Origin of the sequence: Achromobacter sp. HNDS-1 (assembly GCF_040084795.1) — a bacterium.
Lineage (GTDB): Bacteria > Pseudomonadota > Gammaproteobacteria > Burkholderiales > Burkholderiaceae_B > Achromobacter > Achromobacter ruhlandii.
Genome location: NZ_CP157584.1, coordinates 3943949 through 3966572, shown reverse-complemented (window position 1 = coordinate 3966572; position 22624 = coordinate 3943949). Strand labels below are relative to the sequence as shown.

Below are 22624 nucleotides of genomic sequence, written 5' to 3'. Positions count from 1 at the left end.
AATCAACGGAGCGGCGCGTCGGCGTCGGTCTCCGCCAGGCAGGGGTCTTCCGGGTCGTCGGTGGCGACGCGCACGCGTGTCGGCCGGCCCAGGCTCTCGGCCAGTTGTTCGGCCAGCGGCCGGGCCAGGGCGGTGAGGCGCTCGCGCGAGGTTTCGAGGGCGCAGATGAAATCGGCGATCACGCGTCCTTCGGCCTGGTAGACCGACACGCTCACCCCCGGCAACACCTCTTCCTTCAATTCCACCCGCACCTGGCGCCGGCCCTGGCTGCCATCGGCCACCAGCAGCTGCTCGGCGCTGCCCAGCAGGGCCTCGGCCAGCGCCCGGGACGGCCCGTCGGCGGGCGGGACGGCATCGCCGCGCACAGCGCCGAACAGCGAAAACGGCGTGGGCGCCGCGGGCGGGGCCGGACGCGGGTCGTCGCCGTCTCGCGCCAAGGCCTGCTCGAATGCGCGGCGATCGGCATCGCTGGCCTGGCGGCCAGCCGCCTGCCCGTCCGACTGGGTCAACCCCGAACCCTGGGCAATCGCGGTGTCCAGGCCGATGCGTCGGTCGATGCTCATACCGGCTCGAACTCCTCGTGCTGCTCCCAGTCCTCGCGGTCGCGCGATAGCGATGCGGCCTCTTCCATCTCCATGTCTTCCTTGTGCTCCAGTGCCTTCAGGTGCTCGGCCAGGTGAATGCTGGCCAGTTCCACGAACTTGCCCGTCAGGCGCACCGCCTGCTGATGCTGGTCGCGGCGCTCGGCCAGCGCCTGGGCTTCGTCGCGCAGGCGTTGCGCGGCCTGGTCCAGCGCCTGCTCGCGCTGGCGCTCGCCTTCACGCAGGCCAGCCACGCCCTGCAGCACGCTCTCGATCTCGCGCACCCGCACCACCCGGCTGCACAGGTCGCGGTACATGGCGCGCTCACGCCGCTCCGACTCATCGCGGAAATCCGCCAGCGCTTGCTCGGACGCCTGGCGCGCGGCCTCGGCCTCGGCGTGCCGCAGGCGCTGGCGCGACACCGCGATCTCGGCCTGGCCTTCGCGAAAGCGCTTGATGGCGAGCAATTCGTCGAACACGCTCATGCCGTCCCCACGATGCCGGACATCTGCGCCAGCGCCTCGGGCAGCGTGGCGCGTTCATCGGTGCGCTGCCGCAGGAACTGGTTGATCGCGCCGATCTTGTCGATGGCCTCGTCCGTCACGGCGTCGCCGCCGCGCTTGTATTCGCCAATCTTCACCAGCAGCTCGACTTCCTGGTACTTGGCCATCAACTCGCGCAGCCGGCCGGCGGCGCGTTTGTGCTCGGGCGTGATGACCGCGTTCATGACGCGACTGGCGGAGGCCAGCACGTCGATCGCCGGATAGTGGTTGGCCGCGCCCAGCTTGCGCGACAGCACGATGTGGCCGTCGAGGATGGAGCGGGTCTCGTCGGCGATGGGCTCGGTCATGTCGTCGCCCTCCACCAGCACGGTGTACAGCGCGGTGATCGAGCCGTGTTCGTTCATGCCGGCGCGCTCCATCAGCTTGGGCAGCGTGGCGAATACCGATGGCGGATAACCGCGGCGGGTCGGCGGTTCACCGGCGGCCAGGCCGATCTCGCGCTGGGCGCGCGCAAAACGCGTCACCGAGTCCATCAGGAACAGCACGCGCTTGCCCTGGTCGCGGAAGTATTCGGCGATGGCCGTGGCCACGTAGGCGGCCTTGGCCCGCTCCATCGACGACTTGTCGCTGGTGGCGCAGACGATCACGCTCTTGCGCCGGCCTTCGCGGCCCAGCTCGTGCTCCAGGAATTCACGCACTTCGCGGCCACGTTCGCCGATCAGCGCCACCACGGTCACATCCACCGCCGCGCCCTTGACCAGCATGCCCATCAGCGTCGATTTGCCGCCGCCGGCGGCGGCGAAGATGCCCATGCGCTGGCCTTCGCCGCAGGTCAGCACGCTGTCCAGCGCACGCACGCCCAGTTCCAGCGGTTGCGAAATGATGCGGCGCTTGAGCGGATCGGGCGCTTCGGCGAACACGGGGTAGAACTTGCTGGCCTCCAGCGGCCCCAGCTCGGCCTCGTCCAGCGGCCGGCCCAGTCCATCCAGCACGCGGCCCAGCAGGCCCGGCCCCACGGGCACCATGTGGGCGCGGCCGGTGGGGATGACCTCGGTGGCGGTGGAAATGCCGTACATGTCGCCGATCGGCGTCAGCAGCGCGGCGTCGCGGGCGAATCCCACCACCTCGCCCTTCATCTCGAAGTTCTCGCCGGGATTGCGCAGGATGCAGACCTCGCCCACCTTCACCGACGGCACCACCGCCTTGATGATGGTGCCGATCACCTGGGTCACGCGGCCCTTGATGCGCAGCGTCGGCGTGTCCTGCAGCGCCAGCTCCATCATTTCGGAGATGTAGTCGAACTGGCGCATCGCTAGACCCGGCTTCCCAAGGTGCGCTGGAAGGCCTGGCGCAGCGCCTGGATCTGCCCTTCCAGGCTGGCCTCGACCATGCCGATCTCGCTTTCCAGGATGCAGGCGCCGCGCGCCAGCCGGCCGTCGGCCAGGATGTCAAGGTAGCCGACACCCGGATAAGCGGCCAGCAGGTCGTTGATCTGCTCGCGCACCGTATCGACCTCGGCCGGATTCAGGCGCAGGGTCATCTGCTTCTGGTTGCGCACCACCGCCAGGGCGTTGCGCACCACCACCATGACCTTCTCACGATCGTCGAAGCCATCGACCACCTTGCGCACGGCCGACATCACCAGTTCCACCATCTCGTTCTCGACGCCGGCGAAATACTCGACCGTGCGGCCGACGGTTTCGATCATCTTCTCGGCCTGGTCCAGCAGCGCCGTTTCGTGGCCCTCGTCATAGCCGCGCTGGCGCTCGGCCTCGAATGCCGCCTGGGCGCCGCCGATGATCTCATCGGCGCGCGCCCGCGCCTGCGCCAGCAACTGCCCGGCGTCGGCCCAGGCCAGATGTTCGGCGGCGCGCAGCACGCGCGCGGCGGGATCGACGCGGCCCGCGCCGCCCTCGTCCGCCTGGCGCGGGGTCAGCGGATCGCGGGGAATGAGGAAAGCCATGAGGAATCCGTTTGCTTGAGCAGGGACAGGCCCAGCGCCAGCGCCTGCGGCGCGGGCAGCGGCGCCGGCGGCGTGGGCTGGTCGGGCAGCTTCAATTCGGCCCGCAACGCCAGTTCGGGGCCGGCGCCGCTCAGGGCGGCGCGCAAGGCGCCCAGGCCCAGCGTGTCCACCGCGGCGGTGGTTTCGGCCAGGGTCCAGCCGGCGCTATCGGGCAGGCCGCCGTGCAGGCCGGCGGCGGCGCGGCGCGTGAAGTCGAGCAGCTCCGCGCCGAAATGCGCGATCAGCGTCCGCACCTCGTCACCGGCAATGGCGCGGCGCAAGCGCGGACCGCACAGCACCGCGCCCAGGCGTCGGGCGCACTGCGCCAGCGCATCCGGCGCCAGCAACGCCAGCGCCAGCTCGGGCCGCGCCGCATCGACCACCGGGCGCTGGCGCAGCCCGAGCGCGTCGAGGATCTCGCGCGACCAATGCCGATGCCAGGCCGGCGCCAACGCCGGCGCCGCGGCGATCACCGCAAGCGCCGCGGGCGGCGCATAGGTCGCGTGGCGGCTCGGATGCAGGGTACGGCTGGGCAGCTGGTTGAAAGCCACCAGTCCCCGCTCCAGCAGCGCCGATGCGGACGCCATCGCTAGCGCGCCTCGGCCACGGGTTCGCGGCGTTCGGGCCGGCCGCGGCCGGGCACGCCATAGCGCCACAGCACATAGCCCAGGGCGCCGGCCAGCGCCAGCACCAGCAGAACCAGCAGCGCCAGCCACGCCAGCAGCGTGGCGGACGATCCTTCCCCGACCTCCAGGCCCAGCACCTGGCGCGTGGCGGCGCCGGCGGCCGACGCCGAAGCGGCCGGTTGCGCCGACACCAGCGCGATCGAAACCCGGTCTTCCGTCAGCCCCGGAATCGCGTGCGTCACCAGCTTGCGGATCTGCGGTTGCAAGGCGTCGAGGTTGTAGCCCGTCTGGTGCTTGATGAACACGGCGGCGGTCGACGGCGTGGTGTTCTCGCCCACGCCGCCGCGCTCGGGCAGCACCACGTGCACCCGCGCGGCCAGCACGCCATCCATCTGCGACAGCGTGTTGGTCAGTTCCTGCGACAGGGCATAGATATAGCGGGCGCGCTCTTCCAGGGGCGACGACACCAGCCCTTCCTTGCGGAAGATCTGTCCCATGCCGTCGAAACGCTCGCGCGGCAGGCCGCGGGCCCGCAGGATATCGAGCGCGCGCGCCACCTGCTGGCCATCCACCGACACCGCCACGCCGGTCTTGGTGGTGGCCTTCTGCGCGGCGATGCCCGCGTCCAGCAGCACCGACAGCACCTCGTTGGCCTCGCTTTCGTTGGCGGCCGAGAACAATTCCACGCGCGAGCCGCAGGCGGCCAGCAGCAGCGCCAGGCACAGCAGCAGCCAGCGCAGGCGCGGCAGCGCCCCGGCCGGGCCAGGGCCGCGCGGCGCCGCGAGAGGCAGGGTTGTAGCGGCGTGCATTAGGACATCCTGACGAGCGAATCGATGTTCTGCGTGGTGCGCGAGACGGCCTTGCCGACCAGCTCGTACTGCACCGACACCTGCACCAGGTCGGCCTGCAACCGCAGCATGTCGGCGATGGCCGGCGCCGACGACATGGCGTCCAGGCGGCCCGCGATGTTCTGCCACTTTTCCGAATACTCGGTGGTGGTGCTGCGCAGGCTGGCCAGGATCTGGTTGCCGAGCGTGGCCGGCGCGGCGTCGACCGCGGGCGTGAAGGCAGTCTGCAGCGCGGCCTGCAGGCCGGTCAGCGCGGGCGCGCCGGCTTCGGGCGCGGCCATCAATTGCGCGAAGCGTTGCGTGACCAGCTCGGACGGCGCGGTCTTTATCGTGTCCAGCACGGGCGCCATTGCGGCGGAAAGCGCGGTGATCTCCATGATTTTCCTAGCTAAAACGTGTCGTTGTTCATCTCGTTCCGCAACCCCAGCAACGAACGCGCCAGCGCGGCGCCTTCGTCACCGGCCGCGCCCTGCGCGCAAGCCTGCAGCACGCGCGTGCTCTCGGCCTTGCGGCCAGCCAGTTGCAGGGCCAGGCCGCGCCAGGCCGCCAACAGCGCGCGCTCGCCCGCCGCGCTGGCCTCTCCCTGTTCCAGCAGTCGCACCGCCTCGTCCGCGCTACCCGCGTTCAGGCGCGCCACTGCCAGCCCCAGCCACGGATAGGCACGCCCCGGCCGAAGGGCGCGCAACGCCTGGAAGATGGCGTCGGCATGAGGCACGTCGCCGCGACCGGCGGCCAGGAATCCCACTTCGGCCAGGATGCGCGCGTCATCCGCATCAAGCACAAAAGCCGTCTCACCCGAGACGGCTGTTGCCGCGCCTGCGCCCGCCCTATCGATCATTGCATTCCCGTCTCACGAGGAGGCTCCTTTTCCCGTCAAAACCAGCAGACTCGCCGCGCGCGCGCCCAATTGGGCGTAGGCGTCGTCGTCCTGGGCGGCGGCCGCCACCAATTGCAACGATTCGCGCGCGGCCTCGGCCTGCCCCAATGCCAGTTGGCATTCCGCCACGCGCAGCGTCGCTTCGGGCGCCAGCGGAAACAGCACGCCGACCAATGAATGGATCCGGATCGCTTCTTCGTAGCGTGCCTGCATCTGCAGGCACAGGGCCAGTCCCGCCAGGTAGTGCTTGCGGGTGGGACCGTACTGCGACAGAAAGGCGAACAACGGCAGCGCCTGGGCGTATTGGGCCTGCGCCACATGCGCATAGGCCATGGCGTAGATCACCTCGAGCTGGTCGGCCGTGAGCCGCTGGCTGGCCGGCAAGGCCGCCAGGCCGTCATACAGCTGCTGCCCGAAGGCGCTGCGCGAAGTCGCGGATGAGGTTTGGGACACGTGGTTTGCTCCGATATTGACGCCAGTCAGACCATGGCGCGCTTGCCGATATTGGCGGTGACCTGGCTCATGCTGTCGGCCGCCGCATTGATCATCTTGCTGACCATCTGCATCGATTCGTCCATGGCCTGCATCACGCTCTTGATCTTCTCGCGGTCCTCCTCCATCGAAGCCTGCAGCTTGACCAGCAGCGCCTCGAGCGCTTTCTTGTCGGCCAGCACCTTGTCGGCAGCCTCCTGCGCCTGCGCCGACTTGATGGTCTCGGCGCCCGTGATGACCTGCCCCGCCCCCTTTGCCACCGCCGCCGCGCCCGACGCCACCTGGCCCGCGGTCTTGACGCTGTCGGCCACGGTGCGCGCCGTCTGCGAACCGACATTGGCGGCCGCGTTGGCGCCAGCGGACACCGCCCCCGCGCCGAACGAAGCCACCGCCATCACCACCCCGACCGTAATCGTCGCGGCCAGGCCGACCGCCATCGCGATATAGCCCGCGGTCTGCGGATCGGCTCCCGCGACGACCGCGATGGCGCCAGCCATCTTGCCCAAGGCACCCGGCTCGATCAGGATGGCGCCGGTCATCAGCATCGCGGCGCCGGCAACGATGTTGCCAATCTTCTCGGCCAGCTCCGGCTCCACGCCAAACGCCTGCAACAGCTTGCTCACCACCTGGGTGACCAGATTGCTGATGCTGATTTCAGGGCCGCCGCACTCGGCCGATATCTGATTGGCCAGCAGACTGACCGCCCCCGCCACCGCGATGGCCGCGAGCGTCACCATGACCGGGCCGGCCGCGCCGCCCGTGACGGCCGTGGCCGCCACCGCCGCCACCACCATCAGCGCCGCCGCGATAGCGGCCACGATGGCGCCAATCCAGCCGAAGATCTTTCCCAGGATGCCGCCCTTCTCTGCCTCCTTGCTCTTCTGGATCCATTCGTCGACCTTGCGCGCCTGCTCCTCGTTGTTCTTGGCCTGCTCGATGCGGTTGTTTTCGATGTTTTCCTTGGCGCTGCGCAACTGCGCATCCTGCGTCTTGCCTTGCAGGGCCCGCAGCAGATCGACCATTTCGGCGGCAGAGAATTCACGGGCCGGCGGCGCGATGGCCGGCTTGCCGTTGGCGTTGGTCACGCCATCTCCGCCGCCGCTGCGGGCCTGCGCCACGCTGGAGGCCCACTGCGATGCCAACGCGGCCAGGTCAAGGCCGCTGGCGGCGCGCAGGGCGGCCTCGGCCGCCGCGCCGGCGGCGGCTCCAGCGCCGGACGGCTCCAGCGTCGGTGTCAATCCGGCATTGACGGTCGATGGGCGGATGTCCATGGTGTCGGTTCCTCTTCTGACGGACTCAGAGATTGCGGGCGATGCCGCGATTGGTCTCGCCACGGCTCTGCTCGATCGCGCCGAGCTTGTCGCGGATGTCGCGGATGACGTCCATCATCTGCTGCATCATGTCGTTGGCATGCTGCGCGCCGGACTCGGCCACCTTGGCCTGGGCCTCCAGCTGGGCCCTGGCGGCATCGGCCTCGCCCGCCTTGCGGTCATAGGCAGCCTGGACAATGCCGCCGACACCTCCGGCCATGCCGCTCAAGCCTTGGCCAATGCCGGAGGAATTGCTGGCAAAGCCATCCAGCCTGGCCTGCGTGACGGTCTGCTGCGCGGTCAACGGACTGGAGGTGGTGGTCATGCGGGCCGAGGCGCCCATGGCCGCCACGCCAGCGGCGCCGACGCCCGCCTGCAACGCGCCTCCCACGATCTGACTGATGCCTTGCGCCAGCGCGCCCTTGAAGCGCTCCTCCGCCGCTTCCTTGATCTTGTCGGCCGCGGCCAGCAGCGACTGTGTCTGCGCATCCAGCGATGCGGCGCGATCGGCCCGGGCCGCGTTGCGCTGTTCCTGCGATATCTTCTGCAGCAACGCCATCACCGCATACATATCGGTGTCGGCATTGGCCATCAGTTTGTTCAGCGCGTCGGCGGCGCCGGCAAAGGCGCCGCTCGCCGGCGGCGGCAGACCCAGCGCGGCCAGCTTGTCGGCCGCGCCCCCCTTGCCAATGAACTGCGCGGGGTCCAGCGCGGTGTAACCGGGAGCCGTCGCCTTGGCGGCTTCCGCGCCGGCCAGCGGGTCGAGCAACGCCGGATTGATGCCGGCCGAATTATTGACGTTGATCATCTCAATTCTCCTTGGCGCCGCGCGCCGCCAACAGATCGCGCAAGCCTCGCGCACGCTCGGCCAGCGCGGCATGGCGATCCGGTTTGCACATGGCCAGCGCCAGATCGCAGGATTGCAGGGCGGCCGCGGGCTGGCCCATTTCCAGCAGGCATTGCGCGGCATGGAACACGGGCGCCGGCTCCAGCGGATCGAGCAGTGTCGCGGCCATGTATTGCTGCAACGCGTCGGCATGCTTGCCCATGGCCTGGGCCGCGGCCCCCAGGGCCACGAGATAGCGATGCTCGGTGTGGTCCAGAGTCACCAGGTAGGCCAGCACCTTGAGGGCATCGGCATAGCGCCCCTTCTCATACAGGCCGTAGCCCAGCGCATAGAGCGCCTCGCATTCATCGGCGGTCATGCCCTTGAGCTGGCGCAGGCTGCCCCCGCGGGCCATCTGGTCGACGATCTGGTCTTGCAGCGCTGCATATTCCTCGCCGGTCATCGGCGCCTGGGCGGCGGTATTCATCACGGGCTCCCGGAGACGTCAGGCGTCAGACCATCGTGCGCGGACGCTTGACCGGCGCGCCTGGCGCGCGCGGCGTGCTGCGCTGGCGGGCGTAGGCGGCTTCCTGCTCGACTTCGCGGTCGACAGCCTCCATGTCCTGGCGGAACAACGCCTCGGCCTCCTGGCGCTGGCGCTCGTCCATCGGTTGCGCCTGCAGCGTGGCGCGCACCTTGTCGGGATCCAGCCCGAGCTTGCGCAGGTTGTCGTCCGATGCTTCGATTGACCGCTGGGCCTCGCGCACGGCGGCTTCTGCGCGTTCGATGAGGTCCTGGATGTTCTGGTCTTGGGTGTCGGCCATTGCCGTTCTCCGGATTGCGAGCGGGTGGAAAGGAGAGTCAGCGCATATTGCCGATGATCGACGAACGGCTGTCCTGCATCTTCTTGATGAAGTTGGTCATGGTGTCGAAGGCTTCATTGCGCTTGTTCGACAGGCTCTGCAGGCGCAGCATGTCCATCTGCTGGCTGTTGCTGGCCGAGTCGAGCTTGCTCTTGAGGTCCGGGATCGCCTTCTCCAGGCCTTCGCGGGTCGGCATGCCGGTCACGTTCGCGCCGACGACATTGCCGGCGGCGTCCTTGATCGGCGTGGCCGTCACCGGCGCCGGGTCCATGCCCAGCTTGAACGCCTGGGTGGCATATTCGGTGGCCAGCGTCTTGTTGGTGGGCGTGCCCGCGCCTTCGCTGACCTTGTCGCCCGGCTTGGCGTCCTTGGAGTCCAGCGTGCCCTTCATGCCGTTCAGCTTGGCCTGCATATCGTTCAGCGCGCCGGTAAGCTCGTTGCGCTTCTGCACTTCCTCGATCTGGCTCTTGAGCTGGCTGTCCAGCAGCTTGGTACGCTCGGTCTGCACCATCATCAGGGCGGTCTCGATATCCATGCCGGAGATATCGGTCATGTTGATGGCGCCGACGCCGGCGGGGTTCATGTTCACGCTCATGGGAGAGGCTCCTGGTCCGGGCGAATCGCCTGGTTTCGATGTTGCGGTTGGCCGACTATGCTGCGTAAGTAACGGAACCGGGCGTCAGGTTCCACGAATCTTTTCGGAAATCGCCATCCGGCTGTCCTGCATCTTCCTGATGTAGTTGGTCAGCATGTCGGCGGACTCATTGCGGCGGTTCATCAGCGCCTGCAGCCGCAGCAGCTGGTCCTGTTGCAGATTCGAAGCCTCGTCGATGGCGCCCTGGACCCGGGTCACCGCTTTGCGCAATTCGCCATATTCCGAGTCGTAGCGGATGCCGCCCGGGCAACGATTAAGGGTTTGCCCGGGGTAGTCGGGCGTCATGAAACCGTCGTGGCCCGCCATCCGGTCGACAAGTTGCGCGGCCAGCAAGTGGCCGCGCAGGTCTGCCTTGTCGCGCCATTGCTCCAGCAGGTGGGCCTGCTCCGAAGGCAAATAGGCGCGGGCAAAGTCTTTCATGTCGCCCATGTGGCCGAACAGGCGCCAGGTATTGCTGTCGGAGGCGAATCCCAGGTTGATGCCGGCCTCCGCCGCCGCCCGGTTTATGCGGTCGGCCTGGCGATAGCTCCAGCCGCCGCTGGCGTCATCCCATTCCTTGTCGTACTTGGCGCCCGCATTGAACTGCGCCTGCACCGCTTTCAGGCCGGCCTGCACGATGTTGAGCAACTCCAGGCGCCGGTTCAGCGCGCGTAATTCCTGGATCTGCGTCTCGACCTGCTTGTCCAGCAGACGGGCGCGCTCGCCCTGCACGCTGAGCATCGCGGTCTCCTGGTCGGCGCCCACCAGGTCAGCGCCGCGCACGCCGCTGGAACTCTCCAGGCCTACGCCTCCCAGGCTGGGCTGACTGGCATTGGCTGCTCCGACCATAATCCGCCCCCTTTTATTTCATCACCGCATGTTGCCGAGAATCGAAGAACGGCTCTCCTGCATCTTCTTGATGAAGTTGGTCATGACATCGAAGGCCTCATTGCGCTTGCCCGTCAGCCCTTGCAGCCGCAGCATTTCCATCTGCTGGGTATTGCTCAGGTTATCGAGCGAGCTCTTGATCTCGTTGACCGCCTGCTTGTTGGCATCGATGGCCTTGCCGTTGCTGGCCACCTGGGCCTCGAGCGCCGAGATCTTGGCGCCGAGCTGGTCGACGAACCCCTGCACCACGCGCCCCTTTGCATCCATGGTGCCGTTGCGATCGACGTCGCGGGGCGCATCGTCGCCGCTGGGAATCGTCAGCCCGGCCGCCTTGATCTGGTCCAGCGTGGCGTGCGAAAGCGCCTTATCATCGCCTTGCCCCCAGGACAGCCCATACCAGCCCTCGGGGTTGGGACACTTGCTCGCCGACAGGCGGCCCTGCAGGTCCTTGAGCTGGTCAATCTGCCCCTGCAGCGCCACGTTGGACGACTCCAGCTTCAGGCTATCGGCGTTCTTGGCGTTCATGGCCTCGTTCAGGCCGGCCATCTGCGCATTGCGGCCATTGACCGAATCCAGCTGTTGGCGCAAGGCGTCCTCCAGCATCTGCGAGCGCTGGGTCTGCACCGCCATCAATGCGGTCTCCAGATCCATGCTGGACAGGTCCATGCCCGCAACGCCCCCCACTCCCACTCCGGAAACCGTAGCCATTCCTTTCTCCTTGATCGACCGTCCTCGTCGACACACGACAGCCGGACGGCACGGGTTAACCCTGAAACGCCTTGCGGCCTGTCCGAACTCCGTGGAATCCGCGGCCTGCCCGTGTACGTAACCGCCGCCGTGCCAGGGTTCCATGCAAAGAAGATGGAACTTTCCCCGCCCATCCGTTACTACCCCTGACTGTGCGCGGCATTCGTCCGCCGTTCCTCGCGCCTTCATGAACCGTATCGACGCCGGCCTGCCTCCTTCCGCTTTCTCGTCCACGACCTCGCACGCCGACATCCAGCACGGCCAGCAGCAGGTTGGCACGATGCTGGGCCAGGCCGCCGTGGCGGTCGACGGCGAGGTCTCGCTGGCCGATTCCGCCGAGGAACTCAGCCTGCACATGGCCGAGAAGACCGAGGACAAGCACCACGCCGAACGCAAGATCGGCCGCGACGCCCCGCTGCAGCTGCTCAGCGCCGAGGCCATCGTGGCCTACCTGGCCGAGTCGCACGATGCCGACGCCCAGGAAAAACTGATCGAACTGGCGCGCCACCTGCTGGCCGGCGGCGCCGACCCGCGCCAGGCCGCCGCCCGGGCCTTCGGCGATGCCGCCCGCCAGTACCTTGGGCTGCAATACGCGCTGCGCCAGGGCGAACGCGACGGCGCGCCCGAGGACGTGCTCGACGGCCTGCGCGAGGCGCTGGCCGACCTGGAACTGGAAAGCGGCCCGCAGATCCGCGCCAGCCTGAACACTATCGGCGCGGCCGCCGGCTATGCCGGCGACGCGCGCGGCGTGGCCGACTTCCAGCGCACCTATCAGGACGTGGTGCTGGGCGAAGCGTCGCTGGCCAAGACCCTGACGCTGGCGCTGGAACGCTTCGGCGGCAAGGACGTCGGCCGCGGCCTGCAGCAGCTGATCCAGGCGCTCGGCCAGGACCTGGCGGCGGCGCGCCCGTCCACCAGCCCGGACCGGCTGCAGGCGCTGATGCAGGATCTGTATCAGCTGGGCGTGGCGGTCACGGTGCTCGACGGCTGCGGTGAACTCGGCGAAAAGATGGCCCGTGACCACGGCAAGCCGCTGGCGGCCGACCGGCTGATGCAGGACCTGGTCAACATCAGCAACGAGAAATGGCTGTCGGAATCGCGCTTCGCCGCGCTCGCGGCCTCGCATGGCGCGGACTCGGTGGCGGCGCGCATCACATTCCTGGGCGGCGTACGGGCGGTGCTCAAGGACCTGCCGCTGCCGATGTTTCCCGACGTGGACGCGCGCCAGTCGGCCCTGAGCGCGGCGCAACTGGCCCTGGACGCGGCCATCGACGAGGAATACGAATGAACGGCCTGGATCGCGCCCTGGGCGCCTTCGGCGAAACCATCGGCCTGGAGCGGCTGGCCCTGGGCCCCCGCGGCAATGTGGCGCTGCAACTGGACTCGGGCCGCCGGGTTGCCATCGAGGCGGCCGGCGACGAGGTGCTGGTCTACGTGTCCGAACCGGTGCCCTACGACGCCGCGCAGCGCCTGCTGCGGGCCTGGCGGCGGGCCCACCATGCCCACCTGGACGGCTCGCCGGTGCAGGCCGCCCTGCGCGAACAGGACGGCATCCCGCGCCTGCTGGCGCTGACGCGGCTGCCGGCAGCCCACAGCGACGCCCCCGCCTTGCGCCAGGCGGTGGAGCGGCTGGCGCGCTGGCTCGACGACACCCGCGCCGATTGACCCCGCGACGGAGACCCTCACACCATGTCCGATATGCGCATCAGCGGTTTCGCCTTCGACCGCGGCCTGGACGGCATTTCCTATGCCGGCCGCGAAGCGGCGGGCCAGCATTTGCCGGAGCGCCAGGAACTGACCCCGCCCGCCGACGGGGTCAAGGCGCAACTGGCCCAATTGCTGGACACGCCCAACACCGACCGCTACCTGGACAACCAGTTGCGTCCCACGCTGGCCAACCGCGACCTGCTGCTGCCCGGCAAGTTCGCCCAGGCCCTGCAGGCGACGCTGGATGGCCTGTCCGCCGCGGCCGAGCAGAGCCAGGACCGCAACCCCGAGGACGCCCGCGCGCTCAACCGCGCCGTGCGGCTGCTCAAGGACGAGGCCGGCCTGCGCGACCTGGTCGCCATGTACCGCAGCGCGCTGTACCAGGGATGACCGCCGCCATGCCCTTGACGCCCGACGCCCGCGAGCTGCTCAGCCTGCTGGCCTATGTCTACCTGGAAAACAACCGGCCCGAAAAGACCGCCGTGGTGCTGAACGCGCTGCGCACGCTGGGGCTGGCGGACCCCCGCCAGCTCGCCACGCTGGCGCTGGCGCAATTGCGCGCCGGCAAGCCCGACGCCGCCCTGTCGACCCTGGACCAGCTGGCCATGCAGGGCGGCGTCGACGCGCCCTTCCACCTGATCCGCTCGCAGGCCCTGCTGGCCCTGGAGCGGCGCGACGAGGCCGCCGCGGCCATGCGCGCCTACGTTGCCCTGCGCCCCGCCCCCGCGGCCGCGCCCACCGAAGCGGAAACGCCGTGAGCCGCCCCATGCAAGCCCTGAACCGCGTCGTCGCCGCCGCCACCAGCCGCAACGATATCGTCCTGGCGGTCCTGATCGTCTCGATCATCTTCATGATGATCCTGCCGCTGCCGACGACGCTGGTCGACGTGCTGATCGGCGCCAACATGACGCTATCGGCCATCCTGCTGATGGTGGCCATGTACCTGCCGTCGCCGCTGGCGTTCTCGTCATTCCCGTCGGTGCTGCTGGTCACCACGCTGTTCCGCCTGGGCATCTCGATCGCCACCACCCGCCTGATCCTGCTGCAGGGCGACGCCGGCCACATCATCGAGACCTTCGGCAACTTCGTGGTCGGCGGCAACCTGATCGTCGGCCTGGTGGTGTTCCTGATCCTCACCATCGTGCAGTTCGTCGTGATCACCAAGGGCGCCGAGCGGGTGGCCGAAGTGGCGGCGCGCTTCTCGCTGGACGCCATGCCCGGCAAGCAGATGTCGATCGACGCCGACCTGCGCGCCGGCACCATCGACATGGACGAGGCGCGCAAGCGCCGCTCGGTGGTGGAAAAGGAAAGCCAGCTGTACGGCGCCATGGACGGCGCCATGAAGTTCGTCAAGGGCGACGCCATCGCCGGTCTCATCATCGTCGCGGTCAACCTGCTCGGCGGCATTCTCATCGGCACCATGCAGCGCGGCCTGTCCGCCGGCGAAGCGGTGCAGGTGTATTCCATCCTGACCATCGGCGACGGCCTGATCGCGCAGATCCCCGCGCTCTTCATTGCCATCTGCGCCGGCATCATCGTGACCCGGGTGCAGACCGGCGACGGCCCTTCCAACGTCGGCAAGGACATCGGCGCCCAGGTGCTGGCGCAACCGCGCGCGCTGTTGATTGCCGCCGCCATCGCCGTCGGCATGGGCCTGATCCCCGGCATGCCCACCCTGACCTTCCTGGCGCTCGCCGCGGTGGTCGGCACCATCGGCTTCGTGCTGCTGCGCGGCACGCGCAAGGTGGTGGACGAAAAGACCGGCGAAATCACCGAGATCCCGGCGCTGGCGGCCGACGGCCAGAAGCCGCAGGCCAAGCCGCGCGCCGACGGCAGCGCCGAATTCGCGCCCACGCTGCCGCTGATGATCGACGTGGCCGCCGCGCTGCAGCGCAGCTTCGACGCCGATGAACTGAACGAGGAACTGCTGAAGATCCGCCGCGCGCTCTACTTCGACCTGGGCGTGCCGTTCCCCGGCATCCAGCTGCGCTTCAACGATGCGCTGCCCGCCGACACCTACAACATCCTGCTGTCCGAAGTGCCGGTATCGCAAGGCAAGCTGCGGCCGGGCGCGGTGCTGGTGCGCGACACGGAACAGAACCTGCAGGCGCTGCAGGTGCCCTACGAAACCGACAAGCGCTTCCTGCCCAACATCCCCACGCTGTGGGTCGACGCCGGCCTGGCGCCGACGCTGTCGGCCGCCGGCATTCCGTTCCTGGACCCGCACCAGGTACTGACCTGGCATCTGGCCTTCGTGCTGAAGAAATACTCGTCGGACTTCATCGGCATCCAGGAGACGCGCTTCCTGCTGACGGCGATGGAAGACCGCTTCCCCGATCTGGTCAAGGAAGCGCTGCGCGTGATGCCGGTGCAGAAAATCGCCGAGATCCTGCAGCGGCTGGTGTCCGAGGATATCTCGGTGCGCAACCTGCGCGCGGTGCTGGAAGCGCTGATCGAATGGGGCCAGAAAGAGAAGGACTCGGTGCTGCTGACCGAATACGTGCGCGTCTCGCTCAAGCGCCATATCAGCTACAAATATTCGAGCGGCCAGAACATCCTGCCCGCCTACCTGCTGGCGCCCAACGTCGAAGAGACCGTGCGCGGCGCCATTCGCCAGACCTCGGCCGGCAGCTACCTGGCGCTCGATCCCAATGCCTCGCGCAAGCTGGTGGACAACATCAAGCGCGCCACCGGCGACCTGGCCGCCGCCGCGCAAAAGCCCGTGCTGCTGACCTCGATGGATATCCGCCGCTACCTGCGCAAGATGATCGAGCAGGACCTGTACGAATTGCCGGTGCTGTCCTACCAGGAGCTGACGCAGGAGATCAACGTACAGCCGCTGGCCAGGGTGGACCTGTGAACGCCCCCGCAACCGGAGCCCCCTCATGAGCGAAGCGCTGGAATTGCGCGTGCTGTCCGGGCTGCACCGCGATGCCCGCTGCCAGGTCGCGGATGGCTCGGTGCTGGGCGCCGATCCGGCCTGCGACATTGTGCTGGCCGACGATGGCATGGGCCCGCGCGCCGCGCGCATCCGCATCGGCGAAGCCGGCTGGGACCTGACGCTGGACGATGCCACGCCCGCCCGGCAGCCTGGCACGCCGTTCAACCGCCCGGTGCCGCTGGGCCCGGTCTGGATCACGGTGGCGCGGCGCGGCGATCCCTGGACCCACGCGCCGGATGCCGCCAACGATGCCGAGGCGCCCGTGTCCGAGCCCGCGGCGCCGCCCACGCCCACGGCCACTGCCGACAACGCTGACGAGGAACGCCAGCTGGAACGGCGGCTGCCCCTGCCACCGGCGCCCGGCAGGCGCCGAAAACGCGACTCCTGGCCGGTGCTGCTGGGCCTGGGCGCGGTGGTGCTGACCATCTGCGTCGCCATCTTCCTGGCCTTGATGCCGCCCTCGACCGCCAGCCGCGCGCCGCGGATCGACCCGCGCCTGGCCGCCGCCGAGCAGTCGGTGGGCCAGATCTCCGCCGTGTTCGAACGCATGGGCCTGACCTCGCGGCTGCATGTCTCCATGGCGCGCGACGGCATGGTCACGGTGTCGGGCTGGGTGCGCAATGCCGCCGAACAGGACGCGGTGGCGGCGGCGCTATCGCAGATCTGGCCGATGCCGGCGATGCGCATCAGCAACGAAGACGAGGTGGTGCGCACGGCCCGTGGCGCGCTGCGCGCCTTCAACGTGCGCTACGAACCGCGCTACGAAGGCGACGGCCGGCTGGCGGTGGCTGGCGTCGCCAGCAGCGCGCGCGAACGGGCCTCGGCGCTGGACGCGCTGCGGGCGCAACTGCCGGGCATGACGGTGCTGGGCAACGACATCGCGCTGACCCAGCAGCTCAGCGACACGCTGTCGAGCCAACTGGTGGACGCCGGCCTCTCCGGCGTCACGCTGACCTGGAAACCCGACCATCTCGAAATCGCCGCCGGCGCGCTGGACGACGACCAGCAGGCGCGCCTGGCGGACGTGCTGGACGACTTCAACAAACGCCACCTGGGCGTGGCCAGATTGGCGGCCGCCAGTGCCGCGCCCGCCGCCGACAGCGTGCCTTTCGTGATCCGCAGCGTCGTCGGCGGCCCGCAGCCCTTTGTGGTGCTCGAAGACGGCAGTAAGCTGCTCGTGGGCGGGGTCTATCGCAAGTACCGCCTGGTCGCCGTGGAAAACACCCGCATCATTTTCGAAGGCCCGCGCACCGCCATCGTGACGCGCTGACATGTCAACCGCCCGCCCGCACACATGAACGACCCGACCGCCCTCACTGAACTGGAACAACGCCTCGCCGGCCCCGACGGCGCCACGCTGCGCGCCGCGCTGGCGCAACGCCTTGCCACGCTCGAGCAGCAGGCCCGCCAGCGCCTGGACTCCGGCCTGGTGCCCGTCGCGTTCCAGCAATGCCAGGCGGTGGCGCAGGCCGCCGCCGCCGCGCGCGAAGTGCTGGCCGGGCTCGCCCTCGATTCCGACACCGGCGCCCCCGCGCCGCGCACGCCCTTTTCTCCCCTGAACCGCTAGGAGACGCACCATGGCCCTGAACGGATTGACCGGCTCGTCCGGCCTGAATTTCAACAGCGTGAACAACACCATCTACGACAGCATCCGCTCGCAGGAAAGCAATCTGCAGACAACGCTGTCGAACATGCGCACCAACGCCGACGGCAGCGTATCGCAGGCCGACATGCTGAAGATGCAGCAGCAGGTGCAGCAATGGACCATGCTGATCGAAATCCAGAGCACCATCACCAAGCAGATCGCGGACTCGCTCAAGGGCGTGATCCAGAAGGCCAGCTAAGCCCTGCCCGGCTTCGGCCGCGCGGGTTCAGACCGACTGCATCATGAAGGCGGGATTGCGCCACGGCGCATCCGCGCCCGGCTCCGCGCGCGCGGCGCGTTTTTCCCAGGCCTCGACCTGGTTGAGCAACGCGTCGATCGCGGCCAGCAGCGCGTCCGCGCCGCATTGTTCGCGCGCCACGGCCAGCTGCAGATGCATGCGGCCGTCGGGGGCCGCGCACGCCACCACGCCGCCGCCCGCCTGCAGGAAATTGCCCTGCGCGGCCAGCAGGGCCAGCGCGCCATCCATCTTGCCCCCGCCCACCACGCACGACAGCAGGATCTGGCCGCGCGCGCCGTGCGCCATCAGTTGCACCAGGTGGCGGCCATCGAAGGCCAGCTGGCACAGGCCGCCGTCGGCGGGCGCCAGCGCGGGAATGCCCAGCGCCTGGCCGAGTTCGGAAAGCACCTGGGCGAAATGAGGGTCTGACACGGTGACGAGTGGCGAGGCGGGCGCGGACTGGCGCGGCCGCGCCGGAGCGCGAGATGGACGAGGCGACATTATGGCACTCGCGCCGCGCGAATCCCAAGTCCCACGGAACCGGAAGGCATGCTGCCGTTACTCATGGGGTGATTTCCACTCCGCGAGTTATCCATGGCGCACAACTCCCTCACCGACATCGCGCGGGCCGCCGCCGAATACGCACAGGCGCATTTCCAGGCCGGCGACACCGAACAGCCCGCGCAATGGGCCGTCCCGCTGGACGACCATCATCAACTGGGCATGGCGCGCAACGCGCACGACGGCAGCGTGGTGCTGACCGCCTGGCGCCTCGCCTTCAACGACGCGCCCGGCTTCGACGACCCGCAGGGCGAAGCGTTGCTGCGCCGCAGCTTCGATACGCGCCTGGGCGCCGGCCTGATCGGCGGCATCTCGCCCGAGCTGGGTCCGAGCCTCAGCCTGCCGCTGTACGCGGCCTGCGACGCGCAGGCGCTGCACGACATCGCCGAGGCTCTGTTGCGCGAACTCGACCGCCTGGCCGGCCCCGCCCCCGACGACGCGCCGCCCGCGCCGCTGCCGCGCGGTCCGCAAGGCGATGCGCGGCAGGCCGAACGCGACCTGGCGCGGCTGGCGCGGGCCTGCGGACGAGATGCGCTGCCCGCCGGCGCGCGGCAGTTCGACCTGCTGTTCGACGACCTGCCCGGCCGCGTCACGCTGCATCCCGACAACCGCCGGCTGCTGACCGATTTCTTCCTGCACGACGCCGCCGTGCTGCATGGCAGCCTGCGCCGCGCCGTCATCAAGAGCGCGCTGCTGGTCAACCAGAACGCGCTGCGCGGCCACGCCTATGTGGTGGGTCTGGACAGCCGCCAGTTCATGACTGGCACCGGCCGCATCGCGCTCGACAGGCTGGACGACGACACCTGGCCGCGCTGGCTGCAATACCAGCTGGCGCAGGCGCGGGACACGCGCGCGCTGGTGCGCGACCTGGCGCTCGAAGGCGCGCAGATTTCCTTTGGCATGTCGGCTGGCGCCACGAACGCCGCCGCGCCGGGAGCGCTGGTATGAACGGCATCTCCAGCGCCATCCAGAACAGCGCCGCCACCTCCGTCTGGCAACCGCCAGCGCAGACGCCCACCTCGCTGCTCGGCCAGCTCAAAGGCCTATTCGTCACGCCCGACCGCGACGCCGCCCACGTTGACGCGGCCAAGCGCTCGTTCGAACAGTACTTCATGCGCGAGACCAGCGCGCTCGCTGACATGATGGGCCCCAAGGGCATCGAGAACTTCGCCGGCGACGTGCAGGCGCGTTTCGACGCCATCGTCCAGCGCGCCTTCGACGCGCTGCCGCGCAAGCAGGACGGCTCGGTCGATGGCAAGGACTTCGCCAGCGCCATGAAGTCGGCCGGCAAGGCCGCCTCCATGGCCCTGGACCGGTTGAAAGTGGACGCGGCGCGATCCGAGCTGATGGCCAACCAGCCACAGGCCGACATCCGGCCGCAGATCATTCCGCGTGGCGACAAGTACATCGTCATCCGCCCTGCGCCGCAGCTCGAAAACATGGCGCTGCGCGGCGGCGGCGCCAAGGGCATTGGTTACAGCGCCCACCTGGACCAGATGGAAAAGAGCGGCATGCTGGCCGGACTCAAGCACCTGTCGGGCTCGTCCGCCGGCGCCCTCACCGCCACCTGCCTGGCGGCGGGCCTGAGCGCCGCGCAATTCGAGCAGGGGCCGGCCGACGCGTTGTTCCGCCCGGGCATGCTCGATGCGCTCAAGGGCGGCGGCGACCTGGCGCGCATCTATCCCGACCTGAAAATGGAAGGCGGCCTGGCGCCCGCCGTCGCTTCCTTGAAGGTGGTCGACCAGACCACCGCGCGCAGCGTGCACGACTACCTCACGACGCACTGGAACACGCATGCGTTCCAGGACAAGCTGGTCGCGCTCGCCGGCCAGGGCCAGCTGAGCGACCGCCAACTCGAACGCCTGAGCCGATTGCAGCAGTTGCCGGATTTCGACAAGGAACACAAGGACAGCATGATCACGTTCGGCGACCTGAAGCTGCTGAACACGCTGGCGCCCGACAAGTTCAAGCAGCTGACGCTCACCGGCTGGAACAAGACCGACCAGGTCGAGGAATACTTCGACGCCGACAGCGCGCCGGACATGCCCATCGCCTATGCCGCGCGCATGTCGATGTCGTTCCCGATCGCGTTCAAGGCGGTGTCGGTGGAGACGGCCGACGGCGGCAAGAAGGTCTACGCCGACGGCGGCATCGGCAGCAACATGCCGTCCGAGGTCTTCACCCACCCGAAGGACGCGCAAGGCGTGCCCACCGCATTGACGGGCGACGCGCTCGGCCAGACGCAGGCCCGCACCCTGCTGCTGACCTTCGACGAAAACGGCAAGGCCTACCAGATCATGCATGGCGGCCCGCCTCAGGCCCCGACGCCGGGCGTGCTGGGCAAGATCAAGTCGTTCTTCGTCAACCTGATCACCAGCCATCCCGATCAGGCCGGCGCCGACTTCGCCGACAAGGTCAAGCTCCACGCGTCCGGCCCGAACGCCTTGCCGGTGTTCCACGGCGGCATCAGCACGCTGACCTCGGGCATCAGCGACGAAGTCCAGCACCAGGCGCACATGCTGTCGGCTTGGAAGTCGCTGGAGCAGATCGCGGTGCGCATCAATCAGGCCTATTCGATGGAATGCGACAACCTGGCCGACCTGGCGGGCTTGCTGACCGACGGCGAAAAGCAGGCGCTGCGCGCTCATGCCGCGCTGGATGGCCCGCAACGCCAGCTACTGGCGCTGGTGGACGGCAACGTCGCGCCCGGACCGGGACTGATGCCGCAACTGGCCTGAGCGACGGCCGCCCCCCTCCCGGGACCGGCCGCGCGATTCAGAGCGGCACCACCGCCCGGGCCTCGCACACCTTGGCCAGGCGCCTCGGATCGCCGTCCAGTTCGTGCCACAGGCGCAGCAGGCGGTCCGCGCCGCTGCTGCGCGCGGCCAGCGCGTAGCGCGCGTAGCCGAGCCAATGGCGTTCTCCCGGCGCCAGCCCGCCTTCGGCCACTGCCAGCACCTCGCCGGCCAGCGCGTGCACCGCGGGATCGTGCAGCGCGTTGCGCATGGCGTCGGCGCGCATGGCCCGCAGCCGCAGCCAGCCCCATGCGCGCAGCAGGTCTTCGGCTTGCGACAGATTGCGCATCAGGCCCAATTGCAGCGCCGACGGCGCCATCACCAGCGTGGCCGCGATCTCGCGCCCCGCCTCCCGCAGCAGTTGCGCGTCGGCAAAACCGGCCCCGGGCGCACGGCCTTCGATATAGCCGTCGGCGCCAAGCTGCGCATACAGCTCCTCGATGCCGCCCGGCCGCCGCCAGGCCTCGCGCAACGCCTCCAGCGACGGCGGCGTCGCCAGCCGGTAGCGCCAGCGCGCATCGAGGAAGTGCGCAAACTGCGAGTACTCGAAGTGCGCGCCCCGCGGCGCGATGCAAAGGTTTTCGCCGGTGTCCGAACGGCGGCCCGGCCATCCATCCGACGCCAGGAACGCCGACAGGCAGGGCGATCCGCGCAGGTACACCCCGGTGGCCGACTTATAGCCATCGTCCGTCGCCAGCGGCAGGCAGCGGCTGGCGGTGCCGGGCGCGAACATCCAGCGGAAGTAATCGCCCAGATCCACGAACGGCCGCTCGGGCAGGCGTTGCAGGTGGTGGTCGCCGGCATAGCGCGAATGGCGGAACATGCGGTCCCACACCGTCAGCCGGTTCTCCTTCAGGCCGGTGACGCGACCGCTCTCCAGCGGACTGTTGGCAAACAGCGCAATACTGGCGGGCGCCAGTGCCAGCACCACATTGAGCGCGCGCGCCGCCTGCGTCACGTCCACCGAGGTGCACGGACTGTTCTGGGCCTTGGCGTCGATCCCCACGCGATGCAGCCATTCGCGATGGTCCACCAGCTCGCGGTAGATCGGACGCGGCACGTGCACCGCCGCGTACCACGACGCGTCCAGCGTGCAATCCGGGTGTTCCGACGCGTTCAGCAGCACCGCGCCTTCCGCTTCCAGCGCGCGGCAGGCGTCGTGCAATTCACGCGTGGCGCGCCGCGCCAGTTCATCCAGTCCGCCCTCGTCTTCGGACACCGGGGCGAACGCGGTCTCGAGCAGATTGAAGCCATTGTCCAGGCCGCTCTCGCCGGCCGCCACCGACACACCCACAATGCGCCCGTCGATGCGCGCCAGGTCCGGCGCCTCGCCGCGCGCCGCCTTGATCGCGGCCAGGGCCTCGAAGTAGCCGTCCACCGGATGGCTGGCGCCGGTATCGCGCCGCGCCACCGCCATTTCCATCTCCAGTCCCAGCGTGCGTCCCGCGCGCGCCGTCATCGCGCCGCTCCGGCGGCGCGCGGACGGGTCCGCACAGGCGGAACGGAAGCGGTGGCGGCGTGCATCAAGACTGTCTCCTTG

28 protein-coding genes are annotated in these 22624 nt (G+C 69.1%); 10 read left to right on the top strand and 18 right to left on the bottom strand.

What is annotated here, in order from left to right; all coding sequences use genetic code 11:
- Positions 1 to 2: 2 nt before the first annotated feature.
- The 16 genes from ABFG95_RS18370 to ABFG95_RS18295 all read right to left on the bottom strand — a co-directional run bounded on the left by ABFG95_RS18370 (position 3) and on the right by ABFG95_RS18295 (position 11158).
- The gene (locus ABFG95_RS18370) at positions 3 to 563 is read right to left on the bottom strand and encodes a hypothetical protein (RefSeq protein WP_348994828.1); all 561 of its coding nucleotides are present in this window, start codon (positions 561 to 563) and stop codon (positions 3 to 5) included.
- Entirely contained in the window at positions 560 to 1066 is a 507-nt protein-coding gene (locus ABFG95_RS18365) for a type III secretion protein (protein WP_054416300.1), read from the bottom strand. Before ABFG95_RS18365 ends, ABFG95_RS18370 begins: the two co-directional genes overlap by 4 nt.
- Entirely contained in the window at positions 1063 to 2394 is a 1332-nt protein-coding gene (gene sctN / locus ABFG95_RS18360; RefSeq protein ID WP_054416299.1) for a type III secretion system ATPase SctN, read from the bottom strand. Before sctN ends, ABFG95_RS18365 begins: the two co-directional genes overlap by 4 nt.
- A 2-nt stretch (positions 2395 to 2396) precedes the next feature.
- The gene (locus tag ABFG95_RS18355) at positions 2397 to 3047 is read right to left on the bottom strand and encodes an HrpE/YscL family type III secretion apparatus protein (protein ID WP_080977311.1); all 651 of its coding nucleotides are present in this window, start codon (positions 3045 to 3047) and stop codon (positions 2397 to 2399) included.
- Positions 3017 to 3673, bottom strand: coding sequence for a SctK family type III secretion system sorting platform protein (locus ABFG95_RS18350; RefSeq protein ID WP_049071231.1), 657 nt, complete (start codon positions 3671 to 3673; stop codon positions 3017 to 3019). The genes ABFG95_RS18355 and ABFG95_RS18350 overlap by 31 nt, the downstream gene beginning before the upstream one ends.
- A gap of 2 nt (positions 3674 to 3675) precedes the next feature.
- The gene (gene sctJ / locus ABFG95_RS18345; protein ID WP_059269289.1) at positions 3676 to 4521 is read right to left on the bottom strand and encodes a type III secretion inner membrane ring lipoprotein SctJ; all 846 of its coding nucleotides are present in this window, start codon (positions 4519 to 4521) and stop codon (positions 3676 to 3678) included.
- The gene (gene sctI, locus ABFG95_RS18340) at positions 4521 to 4937 is read right to left on the bottom strand and encodes a type III secretion system inner rod subunit SctI (protein ID WP_100504507.1); all 417 of its coding nucleotides are present in this window, start codon (positions 4935 to 4937) and stop codon (positions 4521 to 4523) included. The genes sctJ and sctI overlap by 1 nt, the downstream gene beginning before the upstream one ends.
- 11 nt (positions 4938 to 4948) lie before the next feature.
- Positions 4949 to 5341: a hypothetical protein gene (locus ABFG95_RS18335; protein WP_231891649.1), complete on the bottom strand. Its 393-nt coding sequence runs from the start codon at positions 5339 to 5341 to the stop codon at positions 4949 to 4951.
- Between the two features lie 69 nt (positions 5342 to 5410).
- The gene (locus ABFG95_RS18330; protein WP_269449578.1) at positions 5411 to 5890 is read right to left on the bottom strand and encodes a SycD/LcrH family type III secretion system chaperone; all 480 of its coding nucleotides are present in this window, start codon (positions 5888 to 5890) and stop codon (positions 5411 to 5413) included.
- A 26-nt stretch (positions 5891 to 5916) separates the two neighbouring features.
- Positions 5917 to 7200: a type III secretion system translocon subunit SctE gene (gene sctE / locus ABFG95_RS18325; RefSeq protein WP_049071223.1), complete on the bottom strand. Its 1284-nt coding sequence runs from the start codon at positions 7198 to 7200 to the stop codon at positions 5917 to 5919.
- Between the two features lie 25 nt (positions 7201 to 7225).
- Positions 7226 to 8047: a type III secretion system translocon subunit SctB gene (gene sctB / locus ABFG95_RS18320; protein WP_049071221.1), complete on the bottom strand. Its 822-nt coding sequence runs from the start codon at positions 8045 to 8047 to the stop codon at positions 7226 to 7228.
- A gap of 1 nt (position 8048) precedes the next feature.
- Positions 8049 to 8552, bottom strand: coding sequence for a SycD/LcrH family type III secretion system chaperone (locus tag ABFG95_RS18315; RefSeq protein WP_049071219.1), 504 nt, complete (start codon positions 8550 to 8552; stop codon positions 8049 to 8051).
- Positions 8553 to 8577: 25 nt separating this feature from the next.
- Positions 8578 to 8889 carry a hypothetical protein gene (locus ABFG95_RS18310; protein WP_054416294.1) on the bottom strand — a complete coding sequence of 104 codons (312 nt, stop codon included), beginning with the start codon at positions 8887 to 8889 and terminating at the stop codon, positions 8578 to 8580.
- A 37-nt stretch (positions 8890 to 8926) separates the two neighbouring features.
- On the bottom strand, positions 8927 to 9523 hold the full coding sequence (locus tag ABFG95_RS18305; RefSeq protein WP_053085988.1) for a hypothetical protein: 597 nt from the start codon (positions 9521 to 9523) through the stop codon (positions 8927 to 8929).
- A gap of 84 nt (positions 9524 to 9607) precedes the next feature.
- On the bottom strand, positions 9608 to 10411 hold the full coding sequence (locus tag ABFG95_RS18300) for a hypothetical protein (protein ID WP_139122230.1): 804 nt from the start codon (positions 10409 to 10411) through the stop codon (positions 9608 to 9610).
- 21 nt (positions 10412 to 10432) lie between these two features.
- Positions 10433 to 11158, bottom strand: coding sequence for a hypothetical protein (locus ABFG95_RS18295; RefSeq protein ID WP_232732940.1), 726 nt, complete (start codon positions 11156 to 11158; stop codon positions 10433 to 10435).
- Between the two features lie 226 nt (positions 11159 to 11384).
- Between ABFG95_RS18295 and sctW the strand changes: the two genes are divergently transcribed.
- Genes sctW through ABFG95_RS18255 form a run of 8 tightly spaced genes read left to right on the top strand, consistent with a single transcriptional unit; the run spans position 11385 to position 17689 of the window.
- Positions 11385 to 12485: a type III secretion system gatekeeper subunit SctW gene (gene sctW, locus ABFG95_RS18290; RefSeq protein ID WP_049071211.1), complete on the top strand. Its 1101-nt coding sequence runs from the start codon at positions 11385 to 11387 to the stop codon at positions 12483 to 12485.
- Positions 12482 to 12862 (top strand): hypothetical protein, encoded by a 381-nt coding sequence (locus ABFG95_RS18285; protein ID WP_054416292.1) that lies wholly within the window; start codon positions 12482 to 12484, stop codon positions 12860 to 12862. The genes sctW and ABFG95_RS18285 overlap by 4 nt, the downstream gene beginning before the upstream one ends.
- A 24-nt stretch (positions 12863 to 12886) precedes the next feature.
- A complete protein-coding gene (locus tag ABFG95_RS18280) occupies positions 12887 to 13294 on the top strand; it encodes a hypothetical protein (protein ID WP_059269283.1) in 408 nt (135 codons plus the stop codon).
- Positions 13295 to 13302: 8 nt separating this feature from the next.
- The gene (locus tag ABFG95_RS18275; protein ID WP_278990403.1) at positions 13303 to 13662 is read left to right on the top strand and encodes a hypothetical protein; all 360 of its coding nucleotides are present in this window, start codon (positions 13303 to 13305) and stop codon (positions 13660 to 13662) included.
- 8 nt (positions 13663 to 13670) lie between these two features.
- Positions 13671 to 15764, top strand: a complete 2094-nt coding sequence (gene sctV / locus ABFG95_RS18270) for a type III secretion system export apparatus subunit SctV (RefSeq protein WP_049071206.1) — start codon at positions 13671 to 13673, stop codon at positions 15762 to 15764.
- Positions 15765 to 15789: 25 nt separating this feature from the next.
- Complete coding sequence (gene sctD / locus ABFG95_RS18265) at positions 15790 to 17115, top strand: type III secretion system inner membrane ring subunit SctD (RefSeq protein ID WP_054416290.1); 1326 nt, start codon at positions 15790 to 15792, stop codon at positions 17113 to 17115.
- Positions 17116 to 17139: 24 nt separating this feature from the next.
- Complete coding sequence (locus ABFG95_RS18260) at positions 17140 to 17412, top strand: EscE/YscE/SsaE family type III secretion system needle protein co-chaperone (protein ID WP_278990405.1); 273 nt, start codon at positions 17140 to 17142, stop codon at positions 17410 to 17412.
- A 10-nt stretch (positions 17413 to 17422) separates the two neighbouring features.
- Positions 17423 to 17689 carry an EscF/YscF/HrpA family type III secretion system needle major subunit gene (locus ABFG95_RS18255; protein WP_025137564.1) on the top strand — a complete coding sequence of 89 codons (267 nt, stop codon included), beginning with the start codon at positions 17423 to 17425 and terminating at the stop codon, positions 17687 to 17689.
- 27 nt (positions 17690 to 17716) lie between these two features.
- On the opposite strand, the gene ABFG95_RS18250 is transcribed toward ABFG95_RS18255, so the two are convergent.
- Positions 17717 to 18160 carry a CesT family type III secretion system chaperone gene (locus ABFG95_RS18250; protein ID WP_278990408.1) on the bottom strand — a complete coding sequence of 148 codons (444 nt, stop codon included), beginning with the start codon at positions 18158 to 18160 and terminating at the stop codon, positions 17717 to 17719.
- 162 nt (positions 18161 to 18322) lie between these two features.
- Between ABFG95_RS18250 and ABFG95_RS18245 the strand changes: the two genes are divergently transcribed.
- Together ABFG95_RS18245 and ABFG95_RS18240 are read left to right on the top strand one after the other, a co-directional pair.
- Positions 18323 to 19237 carry a hypothetical protein gene (locus ABFG95_RS18245; protein WP_278990410.1) on the top strand — a complete coding sequence of 305 codons (915 nt, stop codon included), beginning with the start codon at positions 18323 to 18325 and terminating at the stop codon, positions 19235 to 19237.
- Complete coding sequence (locus tag ABFG95_RS18240) at positions 19234 to 21027, top strand: patatin-like phospholipase family protein (RefSeq protein ID WP_278990411.1); 1794 nt, start codon at positions 19234 to 19236, stop codon at positions 21025 to 21027. Before ABFG95_RS18245 ends, ABFG95_RS18240 begins: the two co-directional genes overlap by 4 nt.
- 37 nt (positions 21028 to 21064) lie before the next feature.
- Here ABFG95_RS18240 and ABFG95_RS18235 read toward each other — a convergent pair whose 3' ends face one another.
- The gene (locus tag ABFG95_RS18235; protein WP_278990413.1) at positions 21065 to 22543 is read right to left on the bottom strand and encodes a glutamate-cysteine ligase family protein; all 1479 of its coding nucleotides are present in this window, start codon (positions 22541 to 22543) and stop codon (positions 21065 to 21067) included.
- Positions 22544 to 22624: the final 81 nt, after the last annotated feature.

Coding starts and splice junctions, on each gene's coding strand:
- ABFG95_RS18370 (WP_348994828.1), bottom strand. CDS start 563: ATGAGCATCGACCGACGCATCGGCCTGGACACCGCGATTGCCCAGGGT.
- ABFG95_RS18365 (WP_054416300.1), bottom strand. CDS start 1,066: ATGAGCGTGTTCGACGAATTGCTCGCCATCAAGCGCTTTCGCGAAGGC.
- sctN (WP_054416299.1), bottom strand. CDS start 2,394: ATGCGCCAGTTCGACTACATCTCCGAAATGATGGAGCTGGCGCTGCAG.
- ABFG95_RS18355 (WP_080977311.1), bottom strand. CDS start 3,047: ATGGCTTTCCTCATTCCCCGCGATCCGCTGACCCCGCGCCAGGCGGAC.
- ABFG95_RS18350 (WP_049071231.1), bottom strand. CDS start 3,673: ATGGCGTCCGCATCGGCGCTGCTGGAGCGGGGACTGGTGGCTTTCAAC.
- sctJ (WP_059269289.1), bottom strand. CDS start 4,521: ATGCACGCCGCTACAACCCTGCCTCTCGCGGCGCCGCGCGGCCCTGGC.
- sctI (WP_100504507.1), bottom strand. CDS start 4,937: ATGGAGATCACCGCGCTTTCCGCCGCAATGGCGCCCGTGCTGGACACG.
- sctE (WP_049071223.1), bottom strand. CDS start 7,200: ATGGACATCCGCCCATCGACCGTCAATGCCGGATTGACACCGACGCTG.
- sctB (WP_049071221.1), bottom strand. CDS start 8,047: ATGATCAACGTCAATAATTCGGCCGGCATCAATCCGGCGTTGCTCGAC.
- ABFG95_RS18315 (WP_049071219.1), bottom strand. CDS start 8,552: ATGAATACCGCCGCCCAGGCGCCGATGACCGGCGAGGAATATGCAGCG.
- ABFG95_RS18310 (WP_054416294.1), bottom strand. CDS start 8,889: ATGGCCGACACCCAAGACCAGAACATCCAGGACCTCATCGAACGCGCA.
- ABFG95_RS18305 (WP_053085988.1), bottom strand. CDS start 9,523: ATGAGCGTGAACATGAACCCCGCCGGCGTCGGCGCCATCAACATGACC.
- ABFG95_RS18300 (WP_139122230.1), bottom strand. CDS start 10,411: ATGGTCGGAGCAGCCAATGCCAGTCAGCCCAGCCTGGGAGGCGTAGGC.
- ABFG95_RS18295 (WP_232732940.1), bottom strand. CDS start 11,158: ATGGCTACGGTTTCCGGAGTGGGAGTGGGGGGCGTTGCGGGCATGGAC.
- sctW (WP_049071211.1), top strand. CDS start 11,385: ATGAACCGTATCGACGCCGGCCTGCCTCCTTCCGCTTTCTCGTCCACG.
- ABFG95_RS18285 (WP_054416292.1), top strand. CDS start 12,482: ATGAACGGCCTGGATCGCGCCCTGGGCGCCTTCGGCGAAACCATCGGC.
- ABFG95_RS18280 (WP_059269283.1), top strand. CDS start 12,887: ATGTCCGATATGCGCATCAGCGGTTTCGCCTTCGACCGCGGCCTGGAC.
- ABFG95_RS18275 (WP_278990403.1), top strand. CDS start 13,303: ATGCCCTTGACGCCCGACGCCCGCGAGCTGCTCAGCCTGCTGGCCTAT.
- sctV (WP_049071206.1), top strand. CDS start 13,671: ATGCAAGCCCTGAACCGCGTCGTCGCCGCCGCCACCAGCCGCAACGAT.
- sctD (WP_054416290.1), top strand. CDS start 15,790: ATGAGCGAAGCGCTGGAATTGCGCGTGCTGTCCGGGCTGCACCGCGAT.
- ABFG95_RS18260 (WP_278990405.1), top strand. CDS start 17,140: ATGAACGACCCGACCGCCCTCACTGAACTGGAACAACGCCTCGCCGGC.
- ABFG95_RS18255 (WP_025137564.1), top strand. CDS start 17,423: ATGGCCCTGAACGGATTGACCGGCTCGTCCGGCCTGAATTTCAACAGC.
- ABFG95_RS18245 (WP_278990410.1), top strand. CDS start 18,323: ATGGCGCACAACTCCCTCACCGACATCGCGCGGGCCGCCGCCGAATAC.
- ABFG95_RS18240 (WP_278990411.1), top strand. CDS start 19,234: ATGAACGGCATCTCCAGCGCCATCCAGAACAGCGCCGCCACCTCCGTC.
- ABFG95_RS18235 (WP_278990413.1), bottom strand. CDS start 22,543: ATGACGGCGCGCGCGGGACGCACGCTGGGACTGGAGATGGAAATGGCG.